This window comes from Flavobacterium sp. (assembly GCF_013822155.1).
Taxonomy (GTDB): Bacteria; Bacteroidota; Bacteroidia; order Flavobacteriales; family Flavobacteriaceae; genus Flavobacterium.
In genome coordinates, this window is the sequence record NZ_PNJW01000069.1 from 1 (window position 1) to 13,575 (window position 13,575).

Sequence of the window (13,575 nt, forward strand, 5' to 3'; positions counted from 1 at the left end):
ATACTCCAAACGGGTAAGTAAAAGTATTAACAGCAAGGTTTCTATCTTTGACATTCTTATATAATTGATAGCAATATTTCATTTCTTCATTGATTAAATTTGTTTTAACTACAATATTATATTCGTTTTCAAAAGGTAATACTTCCTTTAAAAAATGACGTTTAGAACGTTTAGAAAGTAACGATGTAAATTGGTCAATATCATTAAATGAATAGTCCTTTAAAATAGCTGTTTCTGGCATATCCACTTTCATATAACCCTGATAATGGAAGATTAGATCAAGTTCTTTATCTTCTTTAAAATCCCTAAACACCAGCATATCAGCTGCTAATTCACGATAGAGCTCTTCAGCTTTTTCTAGGAGTGATGATACAGCTTCTTTCCAAAACAAATGTTCTCTATTAATAAAACAGTGCTCACCTTCAGTAAAAAGAGAACCCATTCCTAATACCCTTGAAGTAAGATAAAAAGGTTGATGAATTCTTTCTTCTTCTAACTGCATAGAAACTGAAACAGGTGCTAACATATCATTTTTCCAAAGTGTACATGTAAAAAATGTTGCAAGTATAGGAACTCCTGCCCTATCTCTAATAATATAATAATGAAAACTCCAAGATTTTGATTCCTCAGAATTTTTTCTAAAGGCATTCTCTAAATAACAGAGACCATCCCAATCGAAGATGCTTTGTCTACCTAATAATTCATTCCATGTTTTTTTATCTATCTTACTTATGGATGTTTCATATTGAATGTTAAATAAAGCCCTTTTATGATTAGTTACTTCTTTAATTATTTGATACTCTACACCGAACGCTTTAAAAATCTTCTCATAACTATTTGAAGTTTCATCCAAAACTTTTGGAAAATGATATTCAATAGCTTGTACAAGCCCCATAATGTCATCCTGTTTATTGTTACGTGAAATTGTAATTCGAATTCCAGTATTTTTTAATGGAACAGCTGGAAATAAACCAGGGTTTACAAAAAAACCTTCATTAAAAAGCTTTTGTACCAATCTATATGCAGTTATTGGCTTACCAGTACCTAAATAGAAAACTGGTGAACTATTTGGTTCAATCAATGGTAGAGATGTTCGTGAAAATAGCAAATTAAAATAAGATATTTTCTGAGCAAGTTCATCTTGTAATAAAGTGATTTCAGGTGAAAGATGAATGTCTGCTGATGCAATTGCAGCAGCAACAGACGAAGGTTCTAATTGAGCAGAAAAAGTAAGTGGTCCACCAAAGTTTTTAATTCTTTTAAAAAGTTTTTCATTTGCACATAAAAAGATAGCTCCACTTGCTCCAAAAGATTTACTTAGAGTTCCCATTATGAAAACATTTTCTGGTAGTACTTTCAAAACATCAAGTACAAATCCGGTACCATTTTTACCTTTCCAACTCATACCATGCACATCATCAAAATAAAGTTGCAATTGTGAATATTTTTTTGACAGTTCAATCAGTTCTTCTATTGGTGCAAAATCTCCAAACATAGAATAAACTCCATCCGCCATATACCATATCTTTTTACATTTTGAAGACATCTCCTTTATCTTATCTTCTAACATTTGGATATTACTATGACGAATCATATCTACTGGAATACCTCTTAATTTCAAAAGTTGGCATGCATTCTGTACGCTCCAATGAACCTGATGGTCTAAAACAATCCCATCTTCATCATTAACCAAAGTAGGTATTGTAGCTAAATGACCAAGTGTACTATTCTTAGATACTATTGCAGGGATACCACCATACATATACTGAATTTTTGACTCTAATTCATCATATAAAGGATGAGAAATATAGGTTTTAGATAGCGGGAATTGCGTTCCGTATTTTTTAATTGCAGAAATTGCAGCATCTTTCAATCTTTTGTCATATTCTAGTCCAAGATAACTTGTAGTTGCAAAATGAAATAGCTTTTTACCATCAACTTGAATTGTTCGACCATCTAAAATTTTATCTTCTGCATAGAGATGAATTGTACCTTCCTGCTTTGCCTTGGATAGTATTTCGTCTACAGTATTAATAAAATCATTGTGTTTTATTTTTGCCATTACTACTTAATTTTAGTTATAAACTCCAAAATATATAATCAGGGTTTATAGTTTTATTTCATTCATTAAAGTTCTGAATTTAAAACAATTAAACACTACCCCTTTCTTTCAAAAATACCGATTTGATAAGTTATAATACTGAATTGATAAGCTTAGAAGAAATTGATTATTTATCATTGTATTTTGCTTTATTTTGATAAGTACGATTAAAAACGTAATTGTTAATTTGGCCAGTTATAATGAAAAGAAATGAATAAATGTACAATAATCATTACGAGAATGAATTCGCTATTTTTTGGATTGAAAATAATATACTTCTTTTTGAATACAAGTTTAACGTCATTATTGATCTTCTTGCAGCACAACAAATTGTAGCTGACAGAATACAAGTTCAGAATGGAAAAGCTTACCCAATTCTTTGTGACATAAGTGGGATTGTCGATTCTGATAAGGCGGCAAGAGATTATTTAGCACAGCATGGTTCCATGTTGACCAAAGCTGTAGCTATTGTAGTGGCTGATCAAAAAATTCTGTCTTTTTTAATGATTACTTTTTATTTGAAAATTAGTAAACCTCAAGTTCCTACCAAGTTGTTTACAGATAAAATGGCTGCGTTGGAATTTTTAAAAACATTCGTTTAATTTTCATTTTTTATGTATAAGGAAACTAATCAGCAACGTATAAATAACATTTATCAAATGCTTCTAGAAATGGCGGAAGGTAATTTTTCCTATCGAATACCACGAACAGATGATGATGATGAATTAGAAGCTTTAATAGTTTTATTAAATTGGTTAGCTGAAGAAATGAAAGAGTCAATTTTTCATTCTGGCTACATTAACCCTCATTTCACTTATAGATATGTTGTACAAAGTACTTATATACTAAATCTTGATTTTCTTGTAAAAGATTTTAGCACCAATGTGCCTTTCCTTCTTGGACTAGAATCAGATAAAATACTAGGGCAAAAATTCACACAAATTCTTGAAAAAGAATCACAATGTATATGGTCTTCTATTACTTTTAAACTTCTACAGAATGAATCATACTATACCACTTTGCCACTCAAGTTTGTTACTTCTGAAGAATTACTTGTTCCAGGATTTTGTAGTATTTCGCGTCTCTGGAAAGAAAGTGAAATAATTATAAGTTCATTTAATGCAATAGTTGAACAAACTGTTGAAAATATAGAGGTAAAACATACCACCATTAACCAACAAAAAGAGGAGATTAATAGTCACTTAGACATTAAGCTTATGCAATCAGTCTATGATTTTATTCTCATGCACAAAAGCACATCGTTTCCAACATTAAAAGAGCTCGCTAGAATTTTTGGAACCAATGAATATAAATTAAAAGTTGGATTTAGATATCTTTTTAAAACAAGTATATACCAATTCTACAACAACGAGAGACTTAAACGCTCACTTCTTCTTATAAAACACACAAAAATACCTCTCAAGAATATTGCTTTAATGGCTGGATTCTCCACCTATCCTAATTTCTCAAGAGCTTTTAAGATAAAGTTTGGCTATTCTCCAACTGAAATTACAAGAAAAACAGAAATAGATTAAATAATTCATTAAGAAAATCAAATAATCCCTTTTTGATAAGCAAAGCTACTCATTTAATAACACTTTATTTATTTGATTTTGAGAATTTTACATAATTAATTTTCAATCTCTTTACAAAATGAGACTCACTACGCCCACAAGGAAAAATATAGTAACATTAATATGTTACTTATATATATTACTTTTTGTTTATGCTGCTATAAGCAAATTTTTGGATTTTGAAAATTTTCAAACTCAGTTAGGACAATCACCCCTTTTAAGTGCTTATGCTGGATGGGTTGCACCTATAGTTTTGGTTTTAGAGTTATTGATTGCATTGCTTTTGATGTTTCACAAAACTAGGTATGCTGGATTGGTTGGTTCTTACTTTATAATGGTTCTTTTTACGGTTTATATTTATCTTATTTTGAACTTTAGTTCGTTTGTTCCTTGCTCTTGCGGAGGTGTTTTGGAAAAAATGACTTGGAGCCAACATCTTATTTTTAATATCTGTTTTGCACTTTTGGCCATCATTGCTCTGTTTTTGATACGTTCTACAAAAATTACATTTATCTCTGTATTTGCAGGAGGTTTACTTAATGGACTTATTGTCTATGGCTTGTTTTTACAATCTGAAAACACTATGAAATTTGACAATCCTTTTATTCGGCGTTTTTCAGATTTTGTTGTTAAGGATAGTGAAATTGATTTAAAACATAACTCGTATTATTATGCAGGTGGTACCTCTTCCACACTTTATCTAGGAAATTATACCTCGCCACTTATATTAACTAAAGTTGATACTGCTTTACAAAAAGCTACACCTATCCGTTTTGAGCTTGATCAAGCTGACCTACCTTTTAAAACTGTTCAAGTTCAAGCCGATTCTACCAACTTCTATCTCTTTGATGGTTCTGTGCCTTGTTTTTTTAGAGGAAAGATTAAAGATGGAAGGGCAAGTATGGTTGGATTGGGAACAACTTTTTTTTCAACCGGTGTTCTCTGTGATTCGAGTCGCTTGTTGATTCGTTCTCATAATCGTATGGGAGAAAATAGTATTGGTGTATCTAACTATAATGAACCCTTTTCTAGTCATTTTCATTACACACTTTTAGAAAAACAGTTTGATGGCAATTTTGATACCGATGGTATGCTTATGTATGACAGTAATCTTAACAAGGGAGTTTATATTTATCGGTATCGTAATGAGTACATCGTTTTTGATCCAACGTTAGAAAATGTTGCAAAGGGTCGCACCATTGATACTATAAGTCAAGCTCAATTGAAGATTGTGTATAATGATGCTACGAAGGAAAAGAAGTTAGCTGGGACTCCTCTTGTTGTGAATTATAACAGTTCAGTATATAATGGGTTGTTATTTGTTCAATCGGGATTAGTTGGACGTTTTGAAGACAGAAAAATGTGGCAACAAGCTTCTGTTATTGATGTTTATAATATCAGAAACAGAACTTATATAGCCAGTTTTTATATTTATCATATTGATCAAAAAAAGCTCAGTCGCTTTTTTGTACTACATAATCACTTTTATGCATTTATTGGCTCTAAGCTAGTTCGCTATAAGTTAACTGATATGATAACTTCTCATTTTTTGGAACCTACTATATATAGAAAAACTACACCGGCCGGTGGCAGGGCTACGATCGAAAACCTGTATAATAGAGTAGATCATTAACCATAAATTTTTATTATTATGAAAACAATTTTTTTAAAGCGTTTTATTCCGGTTCTACTTTTTGGATTAGCCATTGTGGGGGCTTTTGCTACAAATACTAACAATGCGTCTTCCACAAGTATGAGCCATGTTCAGGGATTTGTTAAATTAAATCCTTTGGGAACAGTCTGTGATACACCGGAAATGTGTACTTCAGATTTCGGTGTAATTTGTACCGTTGGCGATATTCCCAACGGAACACAATTATGGGGTAAAAACAGCAATGACCGTTGTGTTGTTGAATTGTATAGAATACCTCAGTAAATAAATGACACAATGCAGTTTTGTAAAGAACTGCATTGTGTTTTATTTTTAATTCTCTTTAATTTTGGGGTTTCATCCAATCAAGCTCTTCTTTTCCTTGAAGATAATGTTTGAACCAATTTTCAACTTTTAATGTTAAGTCTTTTTGATTGTTTTTGTTCACAATAGTATGTCTTTCGTCTTCATAAAGCAGTAGTACATTGTTTTTTTCGAGTCTTCTCAATGCGGTGAACAATGAATAACTTTGTGAGGGATTTACCAAGAGATCATCTAGACCATTCCAAGTTAGTAGTGGTGTATTAATTTTTTCAACATTAGTGATTGGACAGTTTCGCTGATAACCTTCTCTGTCTTCAAATAATGATTTTCCCATTCTGCTTTGGTAGTTCTCAAATCTCCAATAGTTTGGACTATCTAATGTCCAATCAATATATAAATATTTAGCTGTTAAATCACTTAATGCCGCACTTGCCACTGCAGTAGCAAAACGGTTGGTTTGGGTAAGAATGAATAATGTTTCATATCCACCAAACGAATGTCCAATTAATCCAATTTTATTTTGGTCGATTGATGCTGTATTTATTGCTTCATCGACAGCAGCTAAAACGCATGCTGTAGCTGAAATTCCTGGGTTTCCAATTTCATAGTTTATATCCGGTTGTAACACAAAAAAGCCTTGTGTAGTGAAGTTAACTGTATTAAAACCTGCGGAATTAAAATCTGTCGGGATTACATAGCGGTCATACGATTCTGAAAATGTTTCATAGATTCTTACAATCATCGGATACATTTTTTTTGGATTGTAGTCGGCGGGATAGAACAGTGACCCTTTTAGATTCTTCCCCTTTTCGTTTTTATAAGTAATCAGTTTTACAACTCCCCATTCATAGTTTTTGTGATGAGAATTGCTCTCCCTCACTGTTTTTTTATAGTTCTTATCTCGATCAAGAAAGATTAATTTTGGTGGTTCGTTGAAATGCTCTACTGTATACACATATCGGTTTTCCTTTTTTGCTTTTTTGAGTTGTTCGAATCTCTTTGTTTGTTCTTCCCAAATTTCTATCCCTTTTGCCATTGACCAAGTGGCAAATCCTTTCTTAGTTGATTTTTCGGTTGAAAATAATAAATCTTTGGAAAGATCATATACTCCTTTTTCGAATCTATTGAAAAAATTATGATCTTGATTTTCGAAATATTGTTTTTGCAAACGAAAACATGTTCCTGATGGTCTACCATGGGTTAGTTGTTTAGTTATTTTACCATCACCTGATATCAACCAAACATCATATTTGTCATACAATAAAGCATTATTGTCAGTTGTCCAACCTGCAAATCCGTAAGCAGGGTGTATATCGGGTCTATCATAATATTCCAAATCAAAACTACTATTTAAGCCAGCTGTCAGATTTCGGTGGTTTTCATCAGTAAAGTTATAACTGAACCAATCTCCCTCTTTAAAATAGAATATGAATTGACCACAAGGTGACAAATGAAATTCAAACTCTGTGAACGGATATTTTTCAAATAGTAACGATTTTGTTTCAGTACCAATCTTTTTACAATAGATGTCTAACGAAGCCTCTTTTTTAAATTGAGGTTCGTTAGTCATTGGGTTATAGGTTAGCATATAATTTTGGTTTCCATTTAAAAAACCTTTTGGTAAATTATTGTCTGTCAGTGCAAAGGTTTTATTCTCTTCCGGCATCCAAACACCTATTTTGGGTAAATGCATCCACCCTGCCACTTTTTTGTTTTTCGGGTAAATCCAGCGATCTTTTGTATTCCAAATTTGTGGATTATCTTTATTGGATTCTACTTCATTTTGTTGAAAACCGAAGAAAACCTTTTTACCATCTTTTGAAATTGTCAACGGCAGATTTCCATTACTAATTAGGTTATGATTTTGTGAATAAAAAGACGTCTCATCAAGGTTTAATTCAATTGATTTTTTTACTAAATCACTATAAAATCCAATAGTTTTTAAACCTTTTGTATAGACTAAGTTTTGCCCCTCTTCCTGCCATTTTAATGCAGCGAACGTTTCGATTAGGCTAGTATCTAAAACAGTTTCTGTGTACGATTTATTTATATTGACCAGTACCAATTCATTTTGATTGTTTTGGAATTGACTTATGGCGAGCGTTTGATTGAATGGGTTGTATTTGAAATTAGTTACGTTGTACCACGTTTTTGTTTCAAAATTATTGAGGGTTAATACAATCAAATTTTGATTATCCAAGCTTGTGGTGGATTGGAGCAACATGTGGTTTTCTGTGTTTATGACATGAAAGCTTTTTGTTTCTTTGAAGAAATGTGTTTTTCCATTTTTCAGGTCAATTAATTTTAGACTATTTTCAGGTAACAAGCAGGCATACCATTTTTCGCCGATGAACTTTCCTTGTTTTGCTTTGGGAATTTCAAACAGCTTATTATTTTGAGTGTTTTGAATAAATAAGGTGTCCGTTTGATCGCTATATATCATTGTATAACTTACCCAATTACCATTGTTAGAGATTTCCTGAATTTGAAGTTTCCCCCATAAGGCATAGTCTTCTTTTTTTAATTGTTTTTTGACTTGTTGAGCCATAGAATTGATGTAACAGAAGCATAAAATAATGAACATCAAGTACCATTTTGGTTTGATGTTTTTTATACTCCTGTTATTACTTTTTCTAATATCCATCATTTTGTGGTAATAAGTTTGGGTTTAAAAGCAATTCTCTTTCTGGAAGAGGTAGGTTTTTCATGTGTGTGCTCCAGCCAGGTTTTGTTAGATTTAATGTGGCATCTAAATTGTTTTGTCTTTTTAAGTCGAAAAAGCGATGACCGAATTCTGTAAACAATTCCACTTTTCGTTCTTGAAAAATTGCTTGTATAATTTCGTTTTGTGTGTTTGCTGTTGCAACGGGTAAACCAGCCTGAGCTCGAATTATGTTTAGGTCTTCCAGAGCAGTTATTGTTTCACCTTGTCTTGCTCTTGCCTCCCCCCGAATCAGTAGTTGTTCTGCTAGTCTGAAAATGATTGAGTATTCTTGTGATGATGCTGTGATTGTACGTTGTTTGTATTTAAATGCATGGTACCATGTTCCGTTTGCGTTTGTTACTTCTTTAGTCCAATTTGCTTTGCGTTGATCTCCCGCTTCAAACGCGTTGAGTAAATGCTCAGTTAATGCCATTGAAGGTGGAGGACCAGTCAAAAAGATAAATGTGGCTCCCTCTAATGTATTTCTCCCGTTTGCTTGGGGTAATAATTGCCAAATAGTACTCGGGCTTTGAATTAGAAATGTATTGTTCATACTTGCCGGTAACGTAAATGTTCCTGTTTGATTTAAAATATAAGAAGCTTCATTTGCAGCTTCTGCCCAATTCTGATTGTATAAATAAACTCTTGCGAGTAAAGCTGCTGCAACGGATTTGTTGGGTCTTACTCTTGTACCTCCGAAATAATTTTCGGGCAACAATGATTTAGCATTTTCCAGGTCAAGTATAATTAGGTTGTAAATTTCCTCTGTTGACAATCTTGCCACCGATTGGTTTTGGCGGTAGTCTGTTGAAGTTATGTAGGGTATGTCTCCAAATAGATTGACTAAATGAAAATGAATTAAGGCTCTAATGAATAGAGCTTCACCTTTTAATTGATTTTTATTTTCTTGGGTTAGTGTTTCAGAATTCTCCACACCTATAATGACTGTATTTGCTGCATAAATGTTGTTGAAACTATTGTTCCACCATGTTTCAATTGTAGCCGTTGTTGGTAAAAGTGTATTGGAGTAAAAGAAATTTAAGGATGAACTTGGCGGTCCAAAAAAATCTAATTCATCTGTGTAGGCACCCAGTGAAGCACCCAATCCCATGTTATTGCCACTTAATATACCATTATCTCTAATTTTTGCATAAATGTCAACCATTGCTGCATTTGCCGTTGTGTAATTTTCAAAAACGAAAGGTGTATTTAATTGTGATGTTGGAAGATCAACTTCGAGGAATTCATCACATCCGAAGAGGGTTAAAAATAATATGATTGACCATTGCCACCCAATCAGGTGTTTTTTTGAGGATTGTTTTTTTATTGTTTCCATCTGTGTTTTCTATTTAAAAAGTTAGTTGTATTCCACCGGTTACTACTTTTAGCGGTGCTAAAAAACCACTGCTTATGAATTCGGGATCTGCCCCTCTGAACGAGGTAATGGTTAAGAGGTTTTGGGCTTCTATAAAAAATTTACAGTTTGTCCCGAATGACCACTTTTGCGGCAGGGTGTAATTGATGGATAGATTTTTGAGTCTGATAAATGATGCATCAGTAATTACAGCATCACTTTGGATGTATTTGTTAAATGCATCGACAGTTTGACCATTTGCCCCACTACTGTATTGTTGTACCACAGCATTGTCTCCCGGATTTTGCCAGCTATTAAGAACAGATGTAGGTTGGTTTTGAAATGTTCCAGGCATGCCTGATGTAAATTCAGCATTAAAGTTCTTTTGATTTACAAATTGGAATAGAAAGTCAAGTTGCCAATTTTTAAAAGTTAATTGATTTTGTAAACCACCAAAATATTTTGGATTTAAATCTGCCACCATTTGTCTGTCACCTACTGCGTTAATTTGACCATCGTTGTTTAAATCTGCAAAAGTGTAAATTCCAGTTTCTGAGTCGATACCCGTGTATTGATATACTTTTCGGATATTTAAAGGTTGCCCAATAACGTATTGGTTTTGGAACGTTGAGGCTTCTAAATTTGGGAAAGCGATTAATTCATTTTTGTTGAATGAAACATTGTAGTTTGTAGTCCAAGAAAAGCTTTGTTCTTTAATGTTGATTGTTCTGAGTGAAAACTCAATTCCACGATTCTGTACTTCTGCGTTGAGGTTACCTAAGATGCTCGGGAAACCTGTGGTTCCTGGAAGCGGAATGCCGATTAGTTGATTAGAAGATTTGTTAGCATACCAACCAAGCGTGAAAAAAATCCGGTCGTTTAAAAATCCTGCTTCCAGAGCTATCTCTAATTTTTGGTTTGTTTCCCAAGCAAAGTCAGGATTATAAAGCCTAGACGGTTGGAGACCATTTACACTGCCGTAATTTGCTGTAGATGTTGCATAGGTGTCTAAAAATTGGTAGTCTCCAATTTGGTCATTTCCACTACTACCATAACTCATTCGTAATTTTCCAAAGCTCAAAATATGTGCGTGTTTTTTGAGTATTGCTTCCTCTGTAAATATCCATGCTACACCTATGGCGCCAAAATTTCCGTATTGTTTGCCCGGACCAAACCGACTTGAACCATCTCTTCTTCCTGTTACATTTATAAAATAACGGTCAAGCAGCGAGTAGTTAAGGCGACCAAAAAAAGCATTGTATTTATAATCTGATTCTATGTAATGAATTAAATCAACCGATGAAGCAGCAGCCGGATTGTAAATTAGACTATTGCTACTGAATCCTGAGGCTTCTTGGAGATTATTAAGTCCTTTTTGCTGTTGAAATGTAGCACCAAGCAGGACATTTGTTTTGCCGTATTTCCAAGTAGCATCCCAAGTTATTTGTGGCTCGATAATCCACGATTTTCTGGTATTTGTGGTTGAGGTTAGTGTGGAGAATTCCGGACCTGCTTCATAGGCAGGATCAAATAATGTGGAGGGTTGTGTTCTGGTCTCGCTGTGTTTTAAGTCTGTGATTCCGAAGTTTGATTTGAGTTCAATTCCAGGATAGACCGTATAACCTAGCGTTGTATTTAATATAAAATCTGTTGTGTTGGTTAGGTATTTACCCTCCAATATTGCTAAAGGGTTTTCCCAGGTACTGTTTTCCCAATTTAAAGAACCATCTTCTTGATAAAGAGCAGGTGCATTTGGGGCTAAGGTTCTGGCCACTCTACTTAAATCGTTTGCCGGTTGATTGTTGTTTTGGTTGGTGTATGCCGAAGCAAGGTTGATTTTGAATTTATTGCTTATTGAACTGTGGTTTACGTTACTACGAATTACGCCACGTTTATAACCAAAATTGCCCGGAAAAACAGTAGTTTCTTCATGATGGGTTCCGCTAACTATGAATTGAGTTTGGGCATTACCACCAGACACCGTTGTTTGGACATCTGTGAAATCAATTGTCCCTCCTACTAATTCTTTTTGCCAATCGGTGTAACGGTTTTGATCCCAAGTGTCGTTGATGTCGTAGGCAGTTGCAGGATAGTTAGTGATACCATCGTTTGCAAATGCTTGAGCTCTCATTGCGAGATATTGTTCTGTATTTAGCAAATCGAGGAATCGGGTTACTTTTCCGCTTCCTTTGGAAAGATTTGTTGTGAATTGTGTTTTACCTTGTTTTCCTTTTTTTGTTGTTATAAGTACGACCCCATTTGCACCTCGTGACCCGTATATGGCAGTGGCATCTGCATCTTTGAGGACTTCTATACTTTGGATGTCGTTGGGATTGATGCTATTCAGTGGGTTTGCCAGCGTTGGTAAAACACCTGTAGATCGACCATTTCCAACCACTTCTGATGAGTATGGAATTCCGTCTATGAGGTAAAGCGGACTATTACCGTCTGCCCGAAGACTGTTTTGTCCTCGTATTTTTATTTCGAAACCTCCACCGGGAACACCACTGGTTTGGGTAATGTTTACTCCTGTCATTCTACCCTGCATGGTTGCGAGGAGATTAGTGACGGGTTGGGTTTCGACATCTTTTGCGGTGATGCGGGAGATACTACCCGTCCGCTCCTTATCTTTTACGGAGTAGTAACCCGCATTTACTATGACTTCTTTAAGTTGAGTTGTGTCTTCTTCTAGTTGTATATTAATTATCATTTGGTTATTTACTGATATTTCAACAGTTTTATAACCCATATAAGAAAACACTAAAACATCATCTGTATTCGCTTGAATTGTAAATTTTCCGTTCTCATCAGTAAGAGTTCCGGTAGCTTTGCCTTTGATGAGCACGTTTACACCAAATAAGGAACCTTGTCCATCGGTTACGATGCCCGTGATAGATTGTTGAGGTTGCTGTATTGCTAAGAAAGGAGTTGCTTGTGAAGCAAAGTAGATAAAGTTAAAAGCAATTAACCATAAATACTTTAAATACCTACTTCTTTGGTAAATTAAAAATTTATTCATATACTTGATTAGTTAAATGAAACATTAGTTTTGTTTGTCTGGCTTCCTAACGAGTTTGGCGACGAGGTGGGAAGTCTTTTTTTATATATAATTGGCATTATTCCATAGGCTAGTTGTTTTGATTAGGTAGCAAATTGGTTAAATAAATTTTCTTATTACCTACGGACGCCACTAACTAAACCAATTTATTAGTCGCCCGCAGGTGGATATAAGAAAGCTATATTGCGAATTCAATTAAAATGAAGTAGGCTTTGAATTTTTCTCGGAAAGTAAAACGCATAAAAAAGCGTGGAACTCTACTTACCGACTTGGGGTACTGGCATACCTTGGAACGATAAGAGAGCCCACGCCATGGTCGTGAGCATCCTTGCTTATCATCTTGTTCCATTTAAACGCCAGTTTTCAAGTCAAGATTCAAAGCGAATGCTTCAATGTTTTTTTTGAAGAATCGCAAAAATACTAATCCTTTTGATTAGAATTATACAAATATAATAAAAAATAATTATTGTTCGCTTTAGCGAACACTTTTTTTATTCTAATTTTCTTATTTTGTTAAAATTGTTAAAGAAAAGATGCTGGAAAAAAACACGAATAATAATGGATCAAACAGAAATATACTTATCAATAAGCATGTTTGTAATTTCATATCTAAAAAATGGATTTTAAATAGACTTGATTCAAAAGGTAAAGAAGTTACAAGAAGGCAATATGCTAAAGATTGTAATTTAGCAACCTCAACTATAACAAAAATTCTTGTTCCAGATGGTTACAATATTCCATTATCGACAATAAATAGTATTTGTCAAAAAGAAGGTATGCCCTTATCAGAATTTTTTCTTGAGTTTGAA

9 protein-coding genes are annotated in these 13,575 nt (G+C 33.8%); 5 read left to right on the forward strand and 4 right to left on the reverse strand.

Going from position 1 to position 13,575, the window contains the following annotated elements:
• Positions 1–2,062 (reverse strand): aminotransferase class I/II-fold pyridoxal phosphate-dependent enzyme (locus tag C0512_RS13265; RefSeq protein ID WP_290862349.1); only part of this gene is annotated, 2,062 nt, incomplete at its 3' end.
• Positions 2,063–2,319: 257 nt separating this feature from the next.
• Between C0512_RS13265 and C0512_RS13270 the strand changes: the two genes are divergently transcribed.
• The 4 genes from C0512_RS13270 (at position 2,320) to C0512_RS13285 (ending at position 5,611) form a co-directional block, all read left to right on the forward strand.
• On the forward strand, positions 2,320–2,703 hold the full coding sequence (locus C0512_RS13270; protein ID WP_290862351.1) for a hypothetical protein: 384 nt from the start codon (positions 2,320–2,322) through the stop codon (positions 2,701–2,703).
• Between the two features lie 12 nt (positions 2,704–2,715).
• A complete protein-coding gene (locus C0512_RS13275; protein WP_290862353.1) occupies positions 2,716–3,636 on the forward strand; it encodes a helix-turn-helix domain-containing protein in 921 nt (306 codons plus the stop codon).
• 118 nt (positions 3,637–3,754) lie between these two features.
• Complete coding sequence (locus tag C0512_RS13280; protein ID WP_367161045.1) at positions 3,755–5,308, forward strand: MauE/DoxX family redox-associated membrane protein; 1,554 nt, start codon at positions 3,755–3,757, stop codon at positions 5,306–5,308.
• An 18-nt stretch (positions 5,309–5,326) separates the two neighbouring features.
• Positions 5,327–5,611 (forward strand): DUF6520 family protein, encoded by a 285-nt coding sequence (locus C0512_RS13285; protein WP_290862357.1) that lies wholly within the window; start codon positions 5,327–5,329, stop codon positions 5,609–5,611.
• 58 nt (positions 5,612–5,669) lie between these two features.
• Here the strand turns inward: C0512_RS13285 and C0512_RS13290 are convergent, their stop codons facing one another.
• The 3 genes from C0512_RS13290 to C0512_RS13300 are packed head-to-tail and all read right to left on the reverse strand — an operon-like array spanning position 5,670 to position 12,727.
• The gene (locus C0512_RS13290) at positions 5,670–8,294 is read right to left on the reverse strand and encodes a prolyl oligopeptidase family serine peptidase (RefSeq protein ID WP_290862359.1); all 2,625 of its coding nucleotides are present in this window, start codon (positions 8,292–8,294) and stop codon (positions 5,670–5,672) included.
• Positions 8,284–9,690: a RagB/SusD family nutrient uptake outer membrane protein gene (locus tag C0512_RS13295; protein ID WP_290862361.1), complete on the reverse strand. Its 1,407-nt coding sequence runs from the start codon at positions 9,688–9,690 to the stop codon at positions 8,284–8,286. The genes C0512_RS13290 and C0512_RS13295 overlap by 11 nt, the downstream gene beginning before the upstream one ends.
• 13 nt (positions 9,691–9,703) lie before the next feature.
• Complete coding sequence (locus C0512_RS13300) at positions 9,704–12,727, reverse strand: SusC/RagA family TonB-linked outer membrane protein (protein ID WP_290862363.1); 3,024 nt, start codon at positions 12,725–12,727, stop codon at positions 9,704–9,706.
• Between the two features lie 572 nt (positions 12,728–13,299).
• On the opposite strand from C0512_RS13300, the gene C0512_RS13305 reads away from it, so the two are divergent.
• A partial coding sequence (locus tag C0512_RS13305; RefSeq protein WP_290862365.1) for a hypothetical protein occupies positions 13,300–13,575 on the forward strand: 276 nt, incomplete at its 3' end.

Bases quoted from the DNA above. Each gene is read 5' to 3' on its own strand.
- C0512_RS13270 (WP_290862351.1), top strand. From the start codon at position 2,320: ATGTACAATAATCATTACGAGAATGAATTCGCTATTTTTTGGATTGAA.
- C0512_RS13275 (WP_290862353.1), top strand. From the start codon at position 2,716: ATGTATAAGGAAACTAATCAGCAACGTATAAATAACATTTATCAAATG.
- C0512_RS13280 (WP_367161045.1), top strand. From the start codon at position 3,755: ATGAGACTCACTACGCCCACAAGGAAAAATATAGTAACATTAATATGT.
- C0512_RS13285 (WP_290862357.1), top strand. From the start codon at position 5,327: ATGAAAACAATTTTTTTAAAGCGTTTTATTCCGGTTCTACTTTTTGGA.
- C0512_RS13290 (WP_290862359.1), bottom strand. From the start codon at position 8,294: ATGGATATTAGAAAAAGTAATAACAGGAGTATAAAAAACATCAAACCA.
- C0512_RS13295 (WP_290862361.1), bottom strand. From the start codon at position 9,690: ATGGAAACAATAAAAAAACAATCCTCAAAAAAACACCTGATTGGGTGG.
- C0512_RS13300 (WP_290862363.1), bottom strand. From the start codon at position 12,727: ATGAATAAATTTTTAATTTACCAAAGAAGTAGGTATTTAAAGTATTTA.